This is a genomic window from Pseudarthrobacter siccitolerans (assembly GCF_030823375.1).
In the GTDB taxonomy this organism is placed as follows: Bacteria; Actinomycetota; Actinomycetes; order Actinomycetales; family Micrococcaceae; genus Arthrobacter; species Arthrobacter siccitolerans_A.
This window is the reverse complement of the sequence record NZ_JAUSXB010000001.1, coordinates 3,982,892-4,002,212: the sequence shown is the minus strand read 5'-3', so window position 1 is coordinate 4,002,212 and position 19,321 is coordinate 3,982,892. Positions and strand designations below refer to the sequence as shown.

At 65.9% G+C, this 19,321-nt stretch carries 17 protein-coding genes; 10 read left to right on the top strand and 7 right to left on the bottom strand.

All coding sequences use genetic code 11. The annotated features are described in order from the left end of the window. Nucleotides 1-65 precede the first annotated feature (65 nt). The 4 genes from QFZ36_RS18680 (at nucleotide 66) to QFZ36_RS18665 (ending at nucleotide 6,766) form a co-directional block, all read left to right on the top strand. Nucleotides 66-335 carry a GlsB/YeaQ/YmgE family stress response membrane protein gene (locus QFZ36_RS18680; protein ID WP_050055989.1) on the top strand — a complete coding sequence of 90 codons (270 nt, stop codon included), beginning with the start codon at nucleotides 66-68 and terminating at the stop codon, nucleotides 333-335. Between the two features lie 177 nt (nucleotides 336-512). Beyond that, the gene (locus tag QFZ36_RS18675; protein ID WP_306638558.1) at nucleotides 513-2,666 is read left to right on the top strand and encodes a putative bifunctional diguanylate cyclase/phosphodiesterase; all 2,154 of its coding nucleotides are present in this window, start codon (nucleotides 513-515) and stop codon (nucleotides 2,664-2,666) included. A 144-nt stretch (nucleotides 2,667-2,810) separates the two neighbouring features. After that, nucleotides 2,811-5,861, top strand: a complete 3,051-nt coding sequence (locus tag QFZ36_RS18670) for a hybrid sensor histidine kinase/response regulator (protein ID WP_306638557.1) — start codon at nucleotides 2,811-2,813, stop codon at nucleotides 5,859-5,861. Further along, nucleotides 5,858-6,766, top strand: coding sequence for a GGDEF domain-containing response regulator (locus tag QFZ36_RS18665; protein ID WP_306638556.1), 909 nt, complete (start codon nucleotides 5,858-5,860; stop codon nucleotides 6,764-6,766). The genes QFZ36_RS18670 and QFZ36_RS18665 overlap by 4 nt, the downstream gene beginning before the upstream one ends. Before the next feature lie 7 nt (nucleotides 6,767-6,773). On the opposite strand, the gene QFZ36_RS18660 is transcribed toward QFZ36_RS18665, so the two are convergent. Beyond that, on the bottom strand, nucleotides 6,774-7,223 hold the full coding sequence (locus QFZ36_RS18660) for a hypothetical protein (RefSeq protein WP_306638555.1): 450 nt from the start codon (nucleotides 7,221-7,223) through the stop codon (nucleotides 6,774-6,776). Nucleotides 7,224-7,452: 229 nt separating this feature from the next. Between QFZ36_RS18660 and QFZ36_RS18655 the strand changes: the two genes are divergently transcribed. Continuing rightward, nucleotides 7,453-8,004, top strand: coding sequence for a dihydrofolate reductase family protein (locus tag QFZ36_RS18655; RefSeq protein WP_306638553.1), 552 nt, complete (start codon nucleotides 7,453-7,455; stop codon nucleotides 8,002-8,004). Nucleotides 8,005-8,940: 936 nt separating this feature from the next. Here QFZ36_RS18655 and QFZ36_RS18650 read toward each other — a convergent pair. Next, nucleotides 8,941-10,353, bottom strand: coding sequence for an aminotransferase-like domain-containing protein (locus QFZ36_RS18650; protein ID WP_306638552.1), 1,413 nt, complete (start codon nucleotides 10,351-10,353; stop codon nucleotides 8,941-8,943). Between QFZ36_RS18650 and QFZ36_RS18645 the strand changes: the two genes are divergently transcribed. Both QFZ36_RS18645 and QFZ36_RS18640 read left to right on the top strand, forming a co-directional pair. After that, the gene (locus QFZ36_RS18645) at nucleotides 10,352-11,329 is read left to right on the top strand and encodes a DMT family transporter (RefSeq protein ID WP_306638550.1); all 978 of its coding nucleotides are present in this window, start codon (nucleotides 10,352-10,354) and stop codon (nucleotides 11,327-11,329) included. The genes QFZ36_RS18650 and QFZ36_RS18645 overlap by 2 nt on opposite strands. 3 nt (nucleotides 11,330-11,332) lie before the next feature. Continuing rightward, the gene (locus QFZ36_RS18640) at nucleotides 11,333-11,950 is read left to right on the top strand and encodes an FMN-binding negative transcriptional regulator (protein ID WP_306638548.1); all 618 of its coding nucleotides are present in this window, start codon (nucleotides 11,333-11,335) and stop codon (nucleotides 11,948-11,950) included. A gap of 11 nt (nucleotides 11,951-11,961) precedes the next feature. Here the strand turns inward: QFZ36_RS18640 and QFZ36_RS18635 are convergent, their stop codons facing one another. Beyond that, on the bottom strand, nucleotides 11,962-12,786 hold the full coding sequence (locus QFZ36_RS18635) for an SDR family NAD(P)-dependent oxidoreductase (protein WP_306638546.1): 825 nt from the start codon (nucleotides 12,784-12,786) through the stop codon (nucleotides 11,962-11,964). A 145-nt stretch (nucleotides 12,787-12,931) separates the two neighbouring features. Here QFZ36_RS18635 and QFZ36_RS18630 point away from each other — a divergent pair, with 145 nt between their 5' ends. Beyond that, nucleotides 12,932-13,318, top strand: a complete 387-nt coding sequence (locus QFZ36_RS18630) for a TfoX/Sxy family protein (protein WP_306638544.1) — start codon at nucleotides 12,932-12,934, stop codon at nucleotides 13,316-13,318. Here QFZ36_RS18630 and QFZ36_RS18625 read toward each other — a convergent pair whose 3' ends face one another. Beyond that, on the bottom strand, nucleotides 13,319-13,966 hold the full coding sequence (locus QFZ36_RS18625; RefSeq protein WP_306638543.1) for a LysE family translocator: 648 nt from the start codon (nucleotides 13,964-13,966) through the stop codon (nucleotides 13,319-13,321). A 130-nt stretch (nucleotides 13,967-14,096) separates the two neighbouring features. Between QFZ36_RS18625 and QFZ36_RS18620 the strand changes: the two genes are divergently transcribed. Beyond that, nucleotides 14,097-15,680: an alkaline phosphatase D family protein gene (locus QFZ36_RS18620; RefSeq protein ID WP_306638542.1), complete on the top strand. Its 1,584-nt coding sequence runs from the start codon at nucleotides 14,097-14,099 to the stop codon at nucleotides 15,678-15,680. A gap of 80 nt (nucleotides 15,681-15,760) precedes the next feature. Here the strand turns inward: QFZ36_RS18620 and QFZ36_RS18615 are convergent, their stop codons facing one another. Together QFZ36_RS18615 and QFZ36_RS18610 are read right to left on the bottom strand one after the other, a co-directional pair. Then, complete coding sequence (locus QFZ36_RS18615) at nucleotides 15,761-17,164, bottom strand: GntP family permease (protein WP_306638541.1); 1,404 nt, start codon at nucleotides 17,162-17,164, stop codon at nucleotides 15,761-15,763. 42 nt (nucleotides 17,165-17,206) lie between these two features. After that, the gene (locus tag QFZ36_RS18610) at nucleotides 17,207-17,743 is read right to left on the bottom strand and encodes a gluconokinase (RefSeq protein WP_306638540.1); all 537 of its coding nucleotides are present in this window, start codon (nucleotides 17,741-17,743) and stop codon (nucleotides 17,207-17,209) included. 193 nt (nucleotides 17,744-17,936) lie between these two features. Here QFZ36_RS18610 and QFZ36_RS18605 point away from each other — a divergent pair, with 193 nt between their 5' ends. After that, the gene (locus QFZ36_RS18605; protein ID WP_306638539.1) at nucleotides 17,937-18,671 is read left to right on the top strand and encodes a FadR/GntR family transcriptional regulator; all 735 of its coding nucleotides are present in this window, start codon (nucleotides 17,937-17,939) and stop codon (nucleotides 18,669-18,671) included. Between the two features lie 205 nt (nucleotides 18,672-18,876). Here the strand turns inward: QFZ36_RS18605 and QFZ36_RS18600 are convergent, their stop codons facing one another. Further along, nucleotides 18,877-19,080 (bottom strand): cold-shock protein, encoded by a 204-nt coding sequence (locus tag QFZ36_RS18600; protein ID WP_050056011.1) that lies wholly within the window; start codon nucleotides 19,078-19,080, stop codon nucleotides 18,877-18,879. Between the last annotated feature and the right edge of the window lie 241 nt (nucleotides 19,081-19,321).

Below are 19,321 nucleotides of genomic sequence, written 5' to 3'. Positions count from 1 at the left end.
TGCTGATTGAATTAGGGAACCGGATATGGGGGCACGGCACAACTTACGGATTAAGGAGTGACAACATGGGTATTCTCGGATTTCTCATTTTGGGCCTGATCGCTGGTGCTATTGCCAAGGCCATCCTGCCGGGACGTCAGGGCGGAGGCTGGGTAGTCACCATGGTCCTCGGCGTTGTCGGCGCTATCCTGGGCGGCTGGATCGGTTCGCTGATCTTTGGTGGCGGACTGGCTGAATTCTTCGATATCCGCACATGGCTGCTGGCCATTCTCGGATCGATTGTCGTCCTGCTGATCTACGGCGCAGTCACCAACAGGAGCAGCCGCCGCGTATAGCCGCAGCTACCTATTTCCTCACGGAAAGCGCCGTTCTCCACACAGGGAGGGCGGCGCTTTTGCATGCCCTGCCCCTGTCCGTCCGCTGCATTCAGGCCCCGCCTGGGCAAAACCCGTCTCCCCTCAGCCATCGATTTTCGGGGCAGGCACTTTATGATGTGCGAGGGGGGTGGTGTCATGGCTGATTCTCGAAGCCACAGCAACGGTTTAACAGCACCGGCATTCGGCGCGGTCCTGGACGCAAGCCCGGATGCACTCCTCGCGGTGGCTCCGGACGGCACCATCACCATGGCCAACGCCGCCGCCGAGAGGCTTTTCGGGTTCAACAGGAACGAATTGGCAGGCCGGAAACATCACTCGCTGTTCACAGCAGGCTTCCGCACCGAAGTGGAGCGGCTCATCCAGCAACTGCTCACAGCGCCGGGGGAACACCCTCCGCCGCGGGAGGTGTTCGGCGTGAACAGTACGGGGACAGAGTTTTCGGCGGAGGTGGCAGCGTCCCTGCTCCATAACCCGTCCCCGGCCGGCGGGTCCACAGGCGGGGGCGCACCCCAGCTGCTGCTCTCGGTCCGCGGCACCTCGCACCGGGCAGCAGCACAGGAGGACCTGCGCGAAGCAATGTCCCTGCTGACGGCCACCCTGGAATCCACTGCGGACGGCATCCTGGTGATGAGCAACGAAGGGCACGTTGCCGGCTTCAATGACCAGTTCCTGACCATGTGGGGCATCCCGCCGGAACTCCTCGAGGGCGACAGCGAAGAACCGATCATGCGGCTCGTCGTTTCCCAGGTGGCGGACCCGGTGGCCTTTATGGGCCGGGTCACGGAACTGGAGGACAACCCGGCAGCGGAAAGCCACGACATCCTGGATTTCAAGGACGGCCGCACCTTCGAGCGGTATTCCCGCCCGCAGCGCGTGGGTGACAAGGTTGTAGGAAGGGTCTGGAGTTTCCGGGACGTCACCCCGCGGCGCAAGGCCCAGGAACAGGCCCACCAGGCCATGCTGGACCTTGCGGCGCAGGCGGAAAAACTGCGGGCCATGGCATTCCAGGATCCGCTGACAGGCCTGGCCAACCGGGCCGTGTTCAATGACGGACTGGCAGAGGCCCTGAAGGAGCCGCGGTTGAAGGCCGTAGACGTCTTCCTGCTGGACCTGGACGACTTCAAGGAAGTCAACGACATCCTCGGGCACCAGGCCGGGGACGACATGCTCATCGAGGTGGCGCGCCGGCTCCGCGGCTGCGTCCCCACCGCTGACGTGGTGGCCAGGCTCGGTGGCGACGAATTCGTAGTGCTGCTGACAGCCTGCCCGAATGCTGATGAAATCGCCGCCTGCATCGTCCGCTGCCTGCACGTTCCCGTCACCATCGACGGCACGGTGCTGCGGCCCAGCCTCAGCCTGGGCCTCGCGTCCCTGGGCCCGGACAACGTGGGCGCCTCCGAGCTGCTGCGGCACGCGGACATCGCCATGTACGCCGCCAAGGCCGCCGGAAAGAACCGCTTCCTCCGGTTCCACCCCGACATGATGACGGCCCTGGTGCAGCGCACCGACATGGAGAGCGGGCTGCAACTGGCGGTGTCCCGGGGCGAGATCTCGGTGGACTACCAGCCGATCGTGTCGCACAGGATGGGCCAGGTGGTGAAGTTTGAGGCACTGGCACGGTGGGACAGGGACGGCGAGCGCGTACCGCCGTCGGTCTTTATCCCCTTGGCTGAACGCACGGGACTGATCAACGAAATCGGTACCGAAGTGATGGCCCTCGGCATGGTGCAGCTGGCCTCGTGGCTAAGCGAAGACCCGTCCCGGTCCCTGTCCGTGAACGTTTCCGGCGTTCAGCTGCAGGACCCGGATTTCGCCGCTGAAGTCCTGCGCCTCGCCGACGCCAGCGGTGTGGCGTCCTACCAGCTGGTGATGGAGGTGACGGAGTCCGTGTTCTTCGACGCCGACTGCAGCCTGATCAAACAGCTCAGCACCCTGCGGGACGTCGGCGCCCGGGTTGCCCTTGACGATTTTGGTACCGGTTATTCGTCCCTCGGAAGGCTGCAGGACCTGCCGGTGGATACGGTAAAGATCGACAAAAGCTTTGTGTCCATGGTGCGCACCGGCACCGAGCGGCTGCCCATCCTCAGCTCCATGATCAACATGGCCCACAGCCTTGGCCTGACGGTGACCGCCGAGGGCGTGGAGACGGCGGCCCAGGCGGACTACCTCACCGCCCTGGACTGCGACTCACTGCAGGGGTACCTCTTCTCGCTGCCTGAGCCGGGCGCACGGCTGGAGCATGCCCTGCACCATGCGGAAGAGGCCCTCAACGCCCTCAAAGCGCGGTAGCGGCAGGCCTCAAATCCGGCCGCCTTCGGCACCGTGAGGGATATCATGGGAAAGCGTCTCCACCCAGGTCTCGGGCGGACTCCGTGACCGGTTTTCCCAGCAGGCTTCCGGGGTTTCAGGGCGCACCTATGGGGAGGATTCCGCGTGTCTCAGACTGGTCTCCTGCAGCACCGGCGCGCCGGCAGCAGCAAGACATTGCCTACGAGGCCGGTGGCCGGGCTGACGGCCCTCGTCCTGGCCGCGCTCGGCCTCTTTTTCACACTTAACAGCGGAACTCCGGCGGCGCTGGTAACCGGCGACTTCGTCATCTTGGCGGCCTCGCTGCTGGCGGGAGCAAGCTGCGCCCGGGCGGCACGGCGCGGCGGCGCCAACGCCAGGGCATGGACATTCATGGCCGGGGCGGCCTTCATTTGGGCTGCGGGGATGGCGGTCTATGCGTCCCTTGGCCTGGCCAACAACCATGTGTACCCGTTCCCCTCCCTGGCAGATGCCTTGTTCCTCTGCTACGCGGTGCCCGCCGTCGCCGCGCTTTTTGCGTTCAGGAGGCGCGGCGGCAACCATGTGGCGCTGTACCGGGCGGTGATGGACGCGGCAGTGATTGCCGGCTCCGTGCTGGTGGTCAGCTGGTACATCGTGCTCGGCGACGCCTTCGATGCGGAGGGTGATCCGCTGGCCCGGCTCACCGGGATGGCCTACCCCGTGGTCGATCTGGTGATCACCTCCCTGGTGCTGGTCCTGGCGATGCGGCGGCAGCCGGGCGAACGGCTGCCCTGGCTGTGCTTCGGCGGGGGCCTCCTGGTGCTGGCCGTGACGGACAGTATTTACGTGCGTTTGACGTTCGACGGCGTCGCCGGCACCACCGGTTCGCCCCTTGCCCTCGGCTGGATCCTCGCCTTCCTCCTGATCGCCCTCGCGCCGCTGGCACCGCATCAAGAGAGCGCCGGGCGGGACCGGACCGGCTACACCCTCGCGCTGGAGCTGCTGCCCTACGTGCCACTGCTCGTGGCAGTGGTGCTGTTCGCCGGTCCCCACCTGGCCGAACTCAATCCCTTCCTGCTGGTGGTGGGCGCTGCCGTGCTGGTCTTCGTGATGGTCCGGCAGGTTCTGATCATCCTGGAGAACATCACCCTGACCACGGGGCTGGAGCATGAGGTGGCGGTCCGCACCACGGAACTTGAGGCAGCCCGCGGGGCGGCCATGGAATCCAGCCGGTTGAAGTCCGAATTCCTGGCCACCATGAGCCACGAGATCCGTACCCCCATGAACGGCGTGGTGGGGCTGACCGCGCTGTTGCTGGAGACCCCGCTGGAGCCCACGCAGAAGCAGTATGCGGAGGGCGTCAAGGGCGCTGGCGAGGCACTGCTGGCCCTGATCAACGACATCCTGGACTTCTCCAAGCTGGAGGCCGGAAAGGTTGACCTGGATGTGCGGCCCTTTGATCCGCGCGTCCTCGTGGAGGAGGTGGCCGGGCTCCTGGCCGAACCCGCGCAGGCCAAGAACCTGGAACTGATCGCCTACTGCGAACCCGGGGTCCCTGCACGGCTGATGGGCGATTCCGGCCGTATCCGGCAGATCATCCTGAACCTGGCTTCCAACGCCGTGAAGTTCACAGCATCCGGGGAGGTGTCCATCAGGGTCAAGACGGAAAGCCCCGGCGCCGCCGACGGGAGCACCGCCGCGGTGTACTTCGAAGTCCGCGATACGGGCATCGGCATCGAGCCGTCCCAGCACGGCAGGCTCTTCCAATCGTTCTCGCAGGCGGACGCCTCCACCACCCGCAGGTACGGCGGCACCGGGCTTGGCCTGGCCATCTGCAGCCGGCTGACGGACGCGATGGAGGGGCAGATCGGCCTCGACAGCATCCCCGGGAAAGGCAGCACCTTCTGGTTCCGGCTGCCCCTGCCGGTGGCGCCGCCGTCCACGGACCCCGTTCCGGCAGCCGGCTTCCTCAACGGCCTGCGGGTATTGGTGGTGGATGACAACGCCACCAACAGGCTGGTGCTCGAATCCCAGCTGCGCGGCTGGCGGCTGCAGCCCGAAGCGGTCACCGATGCCGCCTCGGCCTTGGTCCGTGCCCGCGAGGCGGATGCTGCCGGGGAACCCTTCCACCTGGCCGTGCTGGACTTCTGCATGCCGGACACGGACGGACTGGAGCTGGCGCGGCGCATTAAGGCAGATGCCCGGCTGGCGGACATGGAACTGATCATGCTCACGTCCACAATGCAGGTTGACGCGGCCGAGATCAGCCAGGCCGGCGTGCGCGAATGGCTGATGAAGCCGGTCAGGAGTTCCGAGTTCTACAACCGGCTGGTCCGGCTGATGTCCACCCACGAACCGGCCGTTCCGGCCGCCGCGCCCGCCCAGGTTCCGGCTGCTCCGGACGGGCCGTCGCGGGGCCGGATCCTGGTGGTGGAGGACAACGAGGTGAACCAGCTGGTGGCCCGTGCCACCGTCAGCAGGCTGGGTTACGCGGTGGACGTGGTGTCCAACGGAGTCGAGGCCCTCACCGCCACCCGGGAAGCCCGGTATGCCGCGGTGCTGATGGACTGCCACATGCCCGTGATGGATGGTTTTGAAGCCACCCGCCAGATCCGGCGGCGGGACGCAACGCACCCGCGCCTGCCCATTATCGCCATGACCGCCGGGGCGCTGGACGGCGACCGGGAACGGTGCCTCGCTGCGGGCATGGACGATTACCTCGCCAAGCCGGTGGACGCCGCCGCCCTGGAAGCCACGCTCGCCCGCTGGGTTCCCGACCCTGAGGCCCGGCGTGTTCCCGGGCCTCTCCCCCAGCCGCTGGCTGTCACCGGCGGAGCCCCCGCGGCGGACCCGGATACCATTCCTGCCCTGGACCAGGACCGGCTCGCCATTCTGCGGGAGCTGGGACCGGACGACGGCCGGGGCCTGCTGCCCGAGGCAGTGGCCGCGTTCCGGCGGGGCCTGCCCGCGCATGTTGCCGCCGTGCAGGCGGCCGTGGACGACGGCGACGGGCCGGCTTTGGCGCAGTCATCGCACGCGCTGAAGGGGGCGGCGGCCAACATCGGGGCCGCCGCCGTCGCAAGGATCTGCGCCGGGCTGGAGGCCCTGGGCCGGGATGGAACGCCCGACGGCGGCAATGCCCTGGTCGGCAGCCTTGCGGCCGAACTGAACCGGCTCGATGCGGAATTGGACGCGGCGCTGGAGGTGACCCGATGAAAGTTCTGGTGGCCGATGATGACCCGGGGTCACTGATGGTGGCGAGGGCCGCCGTCGAACGTTCCGGCCATGACTGCCTGGCCGCCGCGGACGGCGACGAGGCCTGGGCGCTGTACCTGGAGCATCAGCCGGACGTGGTGGTTACCGACTGGATGATGCCGGGTATGGACGGGCTGGCCCTCTGCCGGGCCATCCGGGCGCGCGAGCAGGACCTGTACACGTACGTTGTGCTGCTGACCTCGCAGGGGTCCCGGGATGACGTGCTGGCCGGGCTGGAGGCGGGCGCCGACGATTACGTCACCAAGCCGCTGGACCCGTTTGTGTTGCATGCCCGGCTGCTGGTGGCGCGGCGCATCACCACCCTGCACGCGGACCTGGCGCACTACCGCCGGGTCTTGTCCCGGCAGGCGCGGACCGACCCGCTGACGGGGCTGCACAACCGGCTCAAGCTGTCGGAGGACCTGGAGCGGCTGCACCTGCGGAGCGGGCGGTACGAGGAGCAGTACAGCCTGGCCATGTGCGACGTGGACAATTTCAAAAGCTACAACGACGTCTATGGTCACCAGGCCGGAGACCTGGCACTGCGGGCGGTGGCGGCAGCGCTGCTGGGCATCGTCCGGAAGAGCGACGGCGTGTACCGCTACGGGGGCGAGGAGTTCCTGCTGGTGCTGCCCCACCAGTCAGTTTCAGGCGCGAAAGCGCTTATGGAACGGGCGCTGGATGCTGTCCGGGATCTGGCGATTGTGCACGCCGGTGATCCTTCCGGTCAGTTGAGGCTCAGTGCCGGCATAGCTTCGTTCAGTGCCGGGCACCGGGTGGATGCCGAAACGCTGGTGGGTGAGGCGGATGCCGCTTTGTACGCAGCCAAGGCTGGGGGACGGAACAGGGTGGAACTGGCCCGGTAAACCCGGCTCAGGCAGCCTTCTTCGGGCCTGACTTTTTCTGGATCGGCTTCTGCTGCTGGGCCGGGCGCTTCTGCTGTGCGGGCTGCTGTGCCGGGCGTTCCTGGATAGGCGCTGGCCGTTCCTGGATAACCGCCGGCTCGGGCGCATCTGCTTCTTCGGCTACGGATTCGGCTTCCACTGCCCAGGTTTCCCCCTGGGCGTCGTCGGCGGTTTCGGCAGCACGGTTGCGCTTCCAGCGTCGGACCAGGTCCACGGCGGCGAGGATGCCGGCCAGCGGGGTCAGTACGGCGGCCAGGTAGACGAAGAGCATCCAGGTCAGGGTGGTGAGCGGAGGCTGGTTGTTGTTCAGGAGGGAGAGCCCGCCCAGGAGGCCAACAGCCCAAAAGAGGACCACTGCGGTGAGCACCGCGGCGGCCGGAAAATACTGGTTGGACACAATTTTTTTCAAGGTTTCCATGCAATTCCTCCTGCCTGGCCGGGGCACGGCATCAGCCGCTCAAGACCAGTATGGGCCTGCCGGAGCCCGAATCCCGGCAACACGCAGGCGGTGGTGACGAACCTAACGTCCGGCCCCACAAGGGTTGGCTGTTCTCCCCTCTTCCCTGCCACACGCCCAGCGAATACCGTGGACCTGACCGGCGCCGTTGCCGGATTGCCCGAACCGTTGGCGCCACTGGAGGTCCTTCATGCGTAAAGTCACTGCCGGCCTGTTTCACTCCGTCGATGGGGTGGTGTCAGATCCCTTCAAGTTCCAATTCGACAGCTTCGATGACGAACTCGGTGTGGGCATGACCAGGATGATGGAAACAGTGGACACCGTGGTACTGGGCCGGGTCAGCTACCAGGAATGGGCTCAATATTGGCCGAACGCCTCAGCGGACCAGGACTTCGCGGCCTTCATTAATCCCGTGGAAAAGTTTGTGGCCTCCCGGTCTCTCAAGGACCCGCTGGAATGGCAGAACTCGCGACTGATGGACGCGCCGCTGGACGAGTTCGTGGGCAAACTGAAGGAGCGCGACGGCGGTGAGATCGCCGTATGCGGCAGCATCTCCGTGACCCGGCAGCTGCTGTTCGCCGGCCTGCTGGATTCGCTGACCCTGATGACCCACCCGGTGATCGCCGGCACCGGCCGGCGCCTGTTCGAAGACGGCGATCCCATCACCCGGCTCGAGCTGCAGGACCAGTACCGCACCAGCAAAGGCAACGTGGTCAGCGTTTACGGACGCCGGGGCGAATAGGGGCGCGGGGCCCCTGGTGAACGCAAAAAATGCTTCCTTTAGTCCGCAGATTTAGGTCCAGGAGCCAAGAGGGTATCTTTCAGCGGACAATTAGGTAGCGAGTACGCCTGAATAGGTAGTTTGTGATCTGGTCCTTGGCTTTTAAGCGGAATACGATGACTGCACTGCGTCGGCGAGGCCGGCCAAGCGGCTCAATATCGGGTCGCAGTCAGGGCCACCGCCCGAACCGCTCCAAGCAACGGTTCCTTCTGCGTATTCTGATGCCTCCCAAGGCCCCGGATTGCGCAATTGAAAGCCCTTCAACCAGGACCCGCTAAAGCAGTGGCTTGCGGCTTTTGAAAGGCAAAAAAAATTAAAACCGCAAGGACCGCAAAATAGGAATGAGGTTAGGGCGCGCAGCCAATCTTGGGCTATCCATCCAAAATACACACCGAGAAGGATTATCACATGAAAACAAGTGTTATTCGTATGGTGGCGCCAGCAGTACTGGCGGCAGTCGTCCTGGTATCGCCGATTCACCGGCACTTGCGCAAGACCCATTCATTCTCCCAGCGGGTCCGGGCTGTGCTTTTAAGCTTGGCTTCGCGCAGAACGGCGGCAACCTTCACACCAAGACCTTCTACGATGCTAAGGGCAATCCGGTCCGAGTCCTCGAAGTGGGCAAGGATACGTCAATACTTATACAAACTACGGAGTTAGTCCCGAAAACCCCGTCCAAGGTGAATCAGTCTCCATTGGTACCGACGCGTCGGTTAAGAGATCGTAACGAATACCAGTGACTGCCCGGCCACATTTCCGCGAGATGTGCCACCCGGACCTTCGACCATTCAATACATAGGAAAATTGTCTGGACCAATGGCACAGACGGCGTCCTCGCTCTACTGACTACCCCTGAATAGAAGATCGACGTCTGTGCTGAGCTGTTTAGCCAATTCTTTAGTCCGCGTTCCGGTCCAGCATTTCCCCGATAATACGGGCGCCTTCGGGAAAGGCGCCCGGATTCGTCCCGGAGTAGTTGAGCCGGATGAAGGGGCCGGCCGGTTCGGCCGGGAACCATTCGTTGCCGGGAGCGATGATCACGCCGGCGGATTCGCAGTCCCGGGTCAGCCGCGCCAGGTCAGTCCCGTCCGGCAGCCGCACCCATACATTCAGGCCGCCCTTGGGCACCTGCTCCAGGTGCCCGGTGGGGGCGTGCTCGCGCAGGCTGGTGACCAGCAGGTCGCGCCGGGATTCAAGCTGGTGGCGGAGGCTGCGCAGGTGCGTCTGCCACCCCGGCTGCGTGACGACGTCGAGCGCGGCCGCCTGCAGCAGGCCGCTGACGTACATCGACTCGGCGGCGCGGTCCGCAAGGATCCGCTCCCGCGCAGGACCGCGGGCGATGAGCGCGGCTACCCGGATCGACGTCGACACACTCTTGGTGAGCGAGCGCAGGTAGACAACGTGGCCCGAGTCGTCACGGGAGGCCACCGGCACCGGACTGCTGGTGATGCCGAAGTCGTGCGCCCAGTCGTCCTCCACCAGGAACGCGCCCTGCGCACGCACCACCTCCAGCACCTGCTCACGCCGCTCCGCGGTCCACTGGGCGCCGGTGGGGTTGGCGTAATTGGGTTGCGCGTAAAAGACCCTGGCCCCGGACTCCTCAAAGGCCCGGGTCAGTTCCTCCGGGTCGGGACCGTCAGGTCCCGCGGGAACCGGGACCACCCGGACACCGGCCTGCGCCGCCGCCAGGATGGCGCCCCAGTAGGTCGGCGACTCCAGGAGCAGGGGCTGCCCCCTGCCTACCAGAGCACTGAAGATTGAGCTCAGTCCGCTCTGGCTGCCAGGAAGTACGACGACGTCGCTGGGGTTGGGCGGTGTGGTCCCGGCCGGCGTCGATGCACCCAGCTCGTGCGCGAACCACGACTGCAGTTCCGGCAGGCCGGCGGCGGGAGGCCGGGATAGGGCAGCATCGCCGCGGGCAGCCCGGGTGAGGGCGGCCCGTACCAGCCGCTCGGGCAGCAGCTCCCGGGCGGGGTAGCCCGAGTGGAAGGAGATGGCATCCAGCGGCAGGTCGCGCATGGTGGATGATGCCGTGGGCAGCGCCGCCCGGGGTGAGCGGAGGGCAGCCGTCTGCCAGCCGTAGTCCGACGGCTTCGCCGTCCTGGCAGCGCGCACGAAGGTCCCTACGCCGGGCCTGCTCTCGATCAGGCCCTGCGCCGTCAGTGTTTGCAGCGCCTTCTGCACCGTCACCGGGCTGGCCTGGTACTCAGCCACCAGGGAGCGGGTGGACGGAAGCTTCGCACCAGGCGGGGCTGCAGCCATCCATGTTTTCAGGTGCGCCGCGATCCGCGAACTGCTATCGTTGCTCATGAGAGACAATAGTAGCGCTACCCTTCTTGAGCGCACAGTGATACTGCCATCGAAGGCCTCGGGAATATGGCTGGGGCTCGTCGGAGTGGTTGCATTCTCGTTCACTGTCCCGTTCACCAAAGTGGCGGTGGCCAGCCTATCCCCGCTGTTCATCGGCTCGGGGCGGGCCGTGGTGGCAGCGGTGCTGGCAGGTTCAGCCCTCGCACTGACCCGGCAGCGGTTCCCCCGCGGAGTGCAATGGGCACGCCTGGCCGTAGTGGCGGCCGGCGTCGTGGTTGGCTTCCCGCTACTGACCTCCTTTGCCTTGACCGCTGCACCCGCCAGCCACGGGGCCGTGGTGATCGCTCTGCTGCCGGCCGCTACTGCAACAGCAGCCGTACTCCGCGGGCGGGAACGGCCGCCGCTGGCGTTCTGGCTGGTCACCGCGGCCGGCGCCCTCGCAGCTGTCGCCTTCGCTTCCCTTCACTCCGGCGGTTTCGGGCAGCCGCACTGGGCGGACGTGCTGCTCCTCGGTGCGGTGATGGCCGCTGCCATCGGCTACGCCGAGGGTGGCCTGCTGGCCCGCGAGGTTGGCGCCTGGCAGACGGTGTCCTGGGCGTTAGTGCTCGCGGCGCCGCTGATGGTGCTGCTGACAGCCGTCTCAATCGCCCAGCAACCGCCGACCGCGGCGCCCATGCAGTGGCTGGCGTTCGGCTACCTCGGCGTGGTCAGTATGTTCCTGGGGTTCTTCGCCTGGTACCGCGGCCTGGCCATCGGCCCCATCGCCTCGGTCAGCCAGATCCAGCTCGTCCAGCCGGTCCTGACCATCTGCTGGGCGGCCCTCCTCCTGGGCGAGAGCCTGACCTGGCCAACGGCCCTCGGCGCACTCGCGGTCATCCTCTGCGCCGGGGCCGCCGTCCGGGTCCGGCTCCAGCCTGCACCGGTCCCGCCCACAGTCCCTCATCCCGCCCGAAGCCTCCAGCCAGCAAAGGACTAGCCCATGTACACCCCGGCCCATTTCCTACCCAATTCCGAGACGGTCCAGCACCTCCTTGACCACCCCGGCGCGGCCAACCTCGTCACCATGACGCCGCAGGGCCTCCTCGCTACGCTCCTGCCGGTTGTCTATGATCCCGACGTCGGAGAGCACGGCGCGCTGCAGGGGCACCTCGCGCGGAACAACACGCAGTGGTCCGAACCCGCAAGCGGGGAGGCCCTGGCCATCATCCAGGGTGCGGACGCCTACGTCTCGCCGTCCTGGTACGCCTCCAAGGCTGAACACGGACGGGTTGTCCCCACATGGAACTACACCACCGCCCACGTCTACGGCAGGCTGGTGATCCATGACGATCCGGTCTGGGTTTCGCGCCAGGTCCGGCGGCTGACCGGGGTGCACGAGGCCGGGTTCGACCACCCGTGGAGCGTGGACGACGCACCTGAGCGCTTCATTACCGGGCAACTACGGGCCATCGTCGGCGTGGAACTGGTGATCACCCGGATCGAGGCCAAGGCCAAGCTGAGCCAGAACCGTCCTGTTGCCGACATTGACGGCGTGGTGGCCGGGCTCAGAGCGCGGGGGCAGTCCGAGGCGGCGGCCGACGTCGAGCGGGCGCGCTGACCGGCACAGGCCTAAGAAGCAGCCCTGACCAGCTCTTCGCTCTTGTCCCACAGGCCTCGGGCCAGTTCTGCGTCGTAGGCCTGCGGGTTGGCCTTGGCCAGGGCGCGCTTGGCGTAGTAGGCGCCGGAGATCCAGTCCTTGCCTGCGGTGCCGTTGATGAGCCACAACATGGTGTCCGCGCCCTGGTCCGGGGTGAGCATGAACCGGTTGAGCAAGGTCTTGTAGGCGTGCCGGAAGGGGCTGGTGGACTCCGCCGCGAAGTTGGTGCGGACCACGCCGGGGTGGAATGCCGCCGTCGTTATGCCTTGGCTGGCGTAGCGCCGGTCCAGCTCCGAGGTGAACAGGATGTTGGCGAGCTTGCCGGTGCCGTAGGCGCGGTTGGTGGAGTAGCTGTGCTCGGCGGTGAGGTCGAACAGGTCCAGCTTGCCAAAGCCGTTGGCGGCGCTGGCCGTGTTGATCACCTTGGCGTTGCTGGTGGTGAGGGTGTCCAGCAGCAGTGTGGTGAGCAGGAACGGTGCCAGGTGGTTGATCTGGAAGGTGGATTCGTTGCCGTCCACGGTGAGGGTGCGCCTGCCCATGATGCCACCGGCGTTGTTGGCCAGCACGTCGATGCGCGGGTAGTCGGACTTCAGCTGCGCGGCGAGGGTGCGGACCTGGGCGAGCTCGGAGAAGTCGCTGACGAAGTAGTCCGCGTCCAGCTCCTTGGCAATGGCGCGGGTCTTCTCTTCGGACCGGCCGACGACGACCACCTGCTCCCCTGCCTTCGCCAGGGTCCGCGCGGCTGCTGCCCCGATGCCGTCGCTGGCGCCGGTGATCACGATAGTGCGAGGAGTCAAGGGAAAGTCCTTTGATCGAAGGTAGATGAGGCACCCGCTGGAAGCGTGCTGCCTTTGGCACAACGACGGCGGGCGGCAGGGTGTTCCCCGGCGCACCCGGCAGGGCATATCCTGCACAGACAGCCGAGCCGGAAAGGGAACCAGCATGGAGATGCCGAAAGCGTCAGACGCGGACAAGGAGCGGTTCAGGTCCCTGGTCCCGGACCACCAGGACGTGGTGGTCAAGCCCATGTTCGGCAATCTGGGCGCGTTCGTGAACGGCAACATGTTCGCCGGGCTTTTTGGACCCACCATCGGCATCAAGCTCTCCCCGGAGGACCGGGAGGAACTCGAAAGCGCGGAACGGACTGTCCCCTTCGGGCCGGCTGAGCGTCCGATGGGCGGTTACACGGGACTGCCGGAGATGTGGAACGAGGAAGGCGACGGCGATGACGCCCGGGCGAAAGCCTGGATCCACAAGGCCTTCGAGTACATTTCCACGCTCCCGCCCAAAGAGCCAAAGGCCACGAAAGCCCGGGCAGCAGGCAAGTGATCAGTGGGCCGGTTCGAGCGCGAGCTTGAGCCCGAAGCCCACAAGGACCGTTCCGGTGATGCTGTCGATGATGCGGATGCTGCGGGCGCCCTGGAGCCAGCGGGAGGCATAGCCCGTGCCGAAGATCAGAAGCGTGAACCAGGCCATCGTCAAAACGCAGTGGACCCCCGCCAGCAGGACGCCCATCAGCAACGGCGATTCCCCTGCCGGAATGAACTGCGGGATCGTGGCGATATAGAACACGCCCACTTTGGGATTGAGCAGGTTGGTTCCGGTCCCGGTCAACCAGCCGGCGAACAGCTCGTTCCGGCCGGGCACCGACGCTTCCGCCCCAGGAGTTGCAGCGGCTTTGCCGTGCCGCAGGATCTTCCAGAGCAGGGACAACCCCAGCCAGATCATGTATGCCGCCCCGGCGATGGTCAGCAGGCGGTAGGCGGTCTCCGACGCTGCCAGCAGTGCTGATACACCCACGGCCGCGGCGGCGCCCCAGATCATCGCCCCGGTACTGATGCCGGTTGCGGTGGCAAAGGCGAACCGGCGGGACCTGGAGATGGACGAGCGCACCACCAGGGCGGTGTCCATGCCGGGCACCAGCGTCAGAAGTCCCGCCACCATGGCGAAGGAACAGACAGCTTGAAGAAGGGTCACCGCTCAAGGATATGCGGCCGGGATCCGGTGTTGAGCCTGTCGAAACCCGATTGCTCCTGTGCTGAATCGTTCACTTTTGATTCACTTAGGCAACAACCCCTGTCCAACCGGCCTCCCTAGCGTCGAACCCATGGACAACATTTCACGCAGATCCCTGATTTCAGCTGGCCTCGGGGCGGGCCTTGTCGCCGCCCTGCCGGGTGCCGCCGTCGCCACATCAATCGCGGACGACGCCGGCCTTCGCACCGATCCGTTTATGCTCGGCATCGCCTCGGGCGAGCCGTGGGCCGACGGCTTCGTGATCTGGACCCGGCTGGCGCTGGATCCCCTCGCCGAAGACGGCCTGGGCGGCATGCCGGCACGCCAGGTTCCCGTGGCCTGGGAAGTCGCCGAAGACCCGAACATGCGCTCCGTGGTAGCCCGCGGCATCGAACAGGCCCGGATCGAAACAGCCCACTCCGTGCACGTGGAGCTCAAAGGCCTCAAGCCGGGACGCGAATACTTCTACCGGTTCCGCAGCGGCCGCCACATCAGCGCGGTGGGACGCACCCTCACGGCCCCGGCCCTGCACGAGACGCCCGCCGCCTTGGCCATGGCCTTCGCCAGCTGCTCCCAGTACGAGCACGGCTACTTCACCGCCTACAGCCGGCTGGCGGAGGACCACCCGGACCTGGTGCTCCACCTGGGCGACTACCTCTACGAATACAAAAAGGGCAGCTACGTAATCGGCGGCGGCAACCCGCGCGACCACCAGGGCCCCGAGACCACCACGCTGCAGGGCTACCGTCAGCGGCACGCCCAGTACAAGGCCGACGCCGACCTGCAGGCCGCGCACGCCATCGCACCCTGGCTGGTGGTGTGGGATGACCACGAGGTGGACAACAACTGGGCCGACGACACCCCGGAAAACCGCGACGCCGGCCAGCTCAACGACACCACCGAGCGCTTCCGCCAGCGCCGTGCCGCCGCCTTCCAGGCCTACTACGAGAACATGCCGCTGCGGGCCTCCTCCGTGCCGGCCGGGTTCGACATGAAGATCTACCGCACCATCCAGTGGGGCCAGCTGGCCAACTTCCACATGATGGACACCCGGCAGTACCGCGACGACCAGCTCGCCGGCGACGGCTGGCGGAAGAACGTGGCCGGGCGCCTCGCCGAGGACCGCACCATCACCGGCGCCGGGCAGGAGAAGTGGCTGCTGGACAGCTTCCGGAACTCCACCCAGCGCTGGGACATCCTGGGCCAGCAGGTGTTCTTCGCCGAGCGGGACCGCGACCAGGCCCCGGACGTGGACGACGTTTCCATGGACGGCTGGGACGGATACGCCGCATCCCGCCGCCGCATCACCCAGGGCTGGCTGGACGCGAAGGTGCGCAACGCCGTCGTACTCACCGGCGACGTGCACCGCAACTGGGCCAACGACCTGAAGGTGGACTACAAGGATCCGGCCGCGCCGGTGGCGGGTTCGGAGCTGGTATGCACGTCCATCACCTCCACCGGCAACGGCACGGGCTCCACCACGGACCCCACCATGGCGTGGAATCCGCACCTGAAGTTCTACAACGATTCGCGCGGATATGTGAACACCAGGATCACCAAGGACGCCATGACGGCGGACTTCCGGGTACTGGATTACGTCACGACGCCGGGGTCCCCGGTCAGCACCAAAGCATCCTTCCGGATCCAGGACGGCGTCCCCGGCCTCCAGGCGTAGGGCCCGCCCTTAAAAGTAAGTAGCGCCAGGTGCCGTTTTGAGGGTTCAAAACGGCACCTGGCGCTACCCAGTTGGGGAAGCTAGCCCGCCAGGCCGGCCACCAGGAAGATCGCGGCCGCGATGGCGAAGCCCATCACACCGATCAGGGTTTCCATCACGGTCCAGGTCTTCAGCGTGGTCTTGACGTCCATGCCGAAGAACCGGCCCACCAGCCAGAAGCCGGAGTCGTTAACGTGGGAGACCACCACGGAGCCGGCCGCGACCGCGATAACCAGGGCGGCCACCTGCATGCCGTTCAGTCCGGCCAGCGCCACGGCCGGTGCGATGAGCCCGGCGGTAGTGGTCAGTGCCACGGTGGCGGAGCCCTGGGCGATGCGCAGGATAGCCGAGATGAGGAAGCCGGCCAGGATGAGCGGGATGCCCAGGTTGCCCAGGACGTCGGCCAGTGCGGCGCCGATGCCGGAGGCACGCAGGACGCCGCCGAACATACCGCCGGCACCGGTGATCAGGATGACGGAGCAGACCGGTCCCAGGGAGGATTCGAGGAGCTTCTCGAGTGCGCCGGCATCCTTGCCCCGCCTGGCGCCCAGGACGAACATAGCCACGATCACGGCGATCAGCAGAGCCACCGGGGTTTCACCGATGGTGCGCAGGACCTGGAACCACTGTTCTTTCTTGACGGCTTCGCTGAGCACTCCGGAGGATGCCAGGGTGTTGAGTCCGGTGTTCATGAAGATCAGGACCAGCGGCAGGAGCAGCAGCCCTACGATGGTGCGGAAGCGCGGCGGGTGGGACTCGGCGTCGGCGCTGGCGTGGCCGAGGAGTTCCGGCACGGGCAGGACCAGCTTCCTGCCGGTGTAGAGGCCGTACAGGTAGGCGGTGACGTACCACGTGGGGATGGCGGTGATCAGGCCGGCGATCAGAACCAGGCCGATATTGGCGTCGAAGAAGGCGGCGGCGGAAACCGGGCCCGGGTGCGGAGGCAGGAAGATGTGCATCACGGAGAACGCACCGGCAGCGGGCAGTCCGTAGCGGAGAACTCCCCCGCCCAGGCGGTGGGCCACGGCGAAGACGACGGGCAGCATCACTACCAGGCCGGCGTCGAAGAAGATGGGGAACCCGAAAATCAGCGAGGCCAGGCCCAGCGCGAAGGGGGCGCGCTTCTCACCAAAGACCCCGATCAGGTAGTCGGCCAGGACCTTGGCGCCGCCGCTGGTTTCGACGATCCGCCCGAGCATGGCGCCGAGGCCCACGAGCAGGGCCACGGTGCCGAGGGTGGTGCCGAAGCCATTGATCAGGACGGGCACCACTTGGTTGGCAGGGATGCCGGTGGCGAAGGCAGTGGCGAGGCTGATGACGATCAGGGCCAGGAGCGCGTGCATCCGCAGCTTGATGATCAGGAACAGCAGCGCAACGATCGCTGCCGCTGCGATGAGCAGCAGGGGGCCTGCGCCCATCGTTTGGGTCCATCCTTCGATGGTCATGGTTCTCCTTTGAAACAGGATTGTTGGGGATTGGGGGAATGCCTAAGGCGCCTGGTCTGCGGGGAGCTGCAGCGCGGCGATGACGGTTTTGACCAGCTCTTCAGGCGACTTGGAAATATCCAGGCGGAGACTGCCGGCGGCGATCTCCTCGTCGCTCAGCGGCTCAAGGGTGGCCAGCTGGCTGGGCAGGAGCGTGGGCGGCATAAAGTGGCCTTCGCGGCCCTGCATGCGCTGGCCGATCAGGTCCGCTTCGCCGTGGAGGTGCAGGAACAGGACGCGGCCTTCGGCCTGGGCCAGCAGCCGACGGTAGCTCTGCTTGAGGGCGGAGCAGGTGAGCACTGTGCTGTTGCCCGCCTGGGCCTGGGTTGTCATCCAGTTCTCGATTTCCTGCAGCCAGGGCCAGCGGTCCTCGTCCTGCAGGGGAATGCCCTGGCTCATCTTCTGGATGTTGGACTGCGGGTGGAATTCGTCCGCTTCGGCGCAGAGCCATCCGAGCTGCCGGGAGAGAGCTGCGGCGAGGGTGGATTTGCCGGAACCGGCAACGCCCATCACCACCAGGTGCGTGGCTGCATACTGCATGTTTTACCTCCGAAGAAGACGCCGTTGGCTTAGGGAAGAACTCTCTTTGCGCATCCTTGGCGGAAAACGCACAGGAGATAAGGTATCACCTTTCTAGGCCACAGATACTATCTTTTCGTGTCACAAGTCATACCTTTGGCTGATCGTTCGGTAAGCTGATACCGCGCGCAGGCGCGCAAAGGAAGGCAGGAAGATGTCGACGGCGACACCACAGGACCAGGACAGGGCGGACGACGGCGGGACCTCCCCCGCCATGCAGGGACGCGTTGTGGAGGCACTTGGCGTAGCCATCGCCTCCGGCGACCTGCCGCCCGGAAGCCGGCTCACCCTCGAAGGGCTCCAGCACGAGTACGGGATTTCGCGCACCGTTGCGCGGGACACCATGAAAGTCCTCGAATCAATGAACCTGGTGTACTCGCGGCGGCGGGTGGGCATTGTGGTGCAGGAGCGCCGGTTCTGGAATGTCTTCGACCCCAAGCTGGTGCGCTGGCGGCTTGCCTCCGACCGGCGGGACGTCCAGTACAGCAGCCTGACGGAGCTGCGCATCGCCGTCGAACCCATTGCCGCAGCCGGGGCCGCGCGCCGCGCAAGCGCCGCCGAGCGGGCCAAGCTCACTTCCCTTGCCGCCGACCTCCGCCGGCTGGGCGAGGCAGGCGAGCTCGAGGCGTTTCTCGCGGCCGATATCGAGTTCCACTGCCTGCTGCTGGAGAGCTGCGGCAACGAAATGTTCCTCGCCCTGGAAGGCATGGTGGCCGAGGTGCTGACCAGCCGGACCCAGCAGGGGCTCATGCCGTTCAAGCCCAGGAACGAAGCGCTCCAGGCACATGAGGATGTGGCTGCCGCCGTGGCCGGAGGAGACGCCGTTGCCGCGGAAACCGCCATGCATCACATTCTCGACGAAGTCCGGAACGCGATGGGGCTGCACTAGACAGGCGGCTGAGCCTGTCGGTGGTTGAGCCTCCCGGGACCCTCACCGGTGGTTGAGCCTGCCGGAACCCGCCGGAGCCAACCCTCCCGGGACAACCCTTCGCATCAAGCCGTTGTAGCACGGCCGGGTTAAACAAAAGCAGGGCCGGTCAGTGACCGGCCCTGCTCAAAAATTGAAACCCAAAGGCCCCAGTTTCCCTAAGAAATTAGAGAGCCTGGATGTTGGTGGCCTGGGGACCCTTGGGGCCCTGCTCGGTTTCGAAGGAAACCTTCTGGTTCTCTTCGAGGGAGCGGAAGCCGTTGGAGTTGATCGCAGAGTAGTGTGCGAAAACATCCTGCGAGGAGTCATCGGGGGAAATGAAGCCGAAGCCCTTTTCAGCGTTAAACCATTTGACGGTACCAGTAGCCATTATTTTTGTCCTTCGTGAAGGTGGAGGAAAAGTCCCGACTTTCGGGTCCTCCGGTGTGGGGTGTTCAAAACCGCTACTTCAGAAGAACGCGGACTTTCGACCGCGCGTACTGCCTGAACTACCAACTGCATAAACACAACAACAGGATCAACACTACAGGAGTTTCGGGACACTGATTACCACAGCGGCGGGACGGGCGTATCCTGCCAACAGATTCACCCCCTCCTGACCAGGAGAACAT

Coding starts and splice junctions, on each gene's coding strand:
- QFZ36_RS18680 (WP_050055989.1), top strand. CDS start 66: ATGGGTATTCTCGGATTTCTCATTTTGGGCCTGATCGCTGGTGCTATT.
- QFZ36_RS18675 (WP_306638558.1), top strand. CDS start 513: ATGGCTGATTCTCGAAGCCACAGCAACGGTTTAACAGCACCGGCATTC.
- QFZ36_RS18665 (WP_306638556.1), top strand. CDS start 5,858: ATGAAAGTTCTGGTGGCCGATGATGACCCGGGGTCACTGATGGTGGCG.
- QFZ36_RS18660 (WP_306638555.1), bottom strand. CDS start 7,223: ATGGAAACCTTGAAAAAAATTGTGTCCAACCAGTATTTTCCGGCCGCC.
- QFZ36_RS18655 (WP_306638553.1), top strand. CDS start 7,453: ATGCGTAAAGTCACTGCCGGCCTGTTTCACTCCGTCGATGGGGTGGTG.
- QFZ36_RS18645 (WP_306638550.1), top strand. CDS start 10,352: ATGAGAGACAATAGTAGCGCTACCCTTCTTGAGCGCACAGTGATACTG.
- QFZ36_RS18650 (WP_306638552.1), bottom strand. CDS start 10,353: ATGAGCAACGATAGCAGTTCGCGGATCGCGGCGCACCTGAAAACATGG.
- QFZ36_RS18640 (WP_306638548.1), top strand. CDS start 11,333: ATGTACACCCCGGCCCATTTCCTACCCAATTCCGAGACGGTCCAGCAC.
- QFZ36_RS18630 (WP_306638544.1), top strand. CDS start 12,932: ATGGAGATGCCGAAAGCGTCAGACGCGGACAAGGAGCGGTTCAGGTCC.
- QFZ36_RS18620 (WP_306638542.1), top strand. CDS start 14,097: ATGGACAACATTTCACGCAGATCCCTGATTTCAGCTGGCCTCGGGGCG.
- QFZ36_RS18615 (WP_306638541.1), bottom strand. CDS start 17,164: ATGACCATCGAAGGATGGACCCAAACGATGGGCGCAGGCCCCCTGCTG.
- QFZ36_RS18610 (WP_306638540.1), bottom strand. CDS start 17,743: ATGCAGTATGCAGCCACGCACCTGGTGGTGATGGGCGTTGCCGGTTCC.
- QFZ36_RS18605 (WP_306638539.1), top strand. CDS start 17,937: ATGTCGACGGCGACACCACAGGACCAGGACAGGGCGGACGACGGCGGG.
- QFZ36_RS18600 (WP_050056011.1), bottom strand. CDS start 19,080: ATGGCTACTGGTACCGTCAAATGGTTTAACGCTGAAAAGGGCTTCGGC.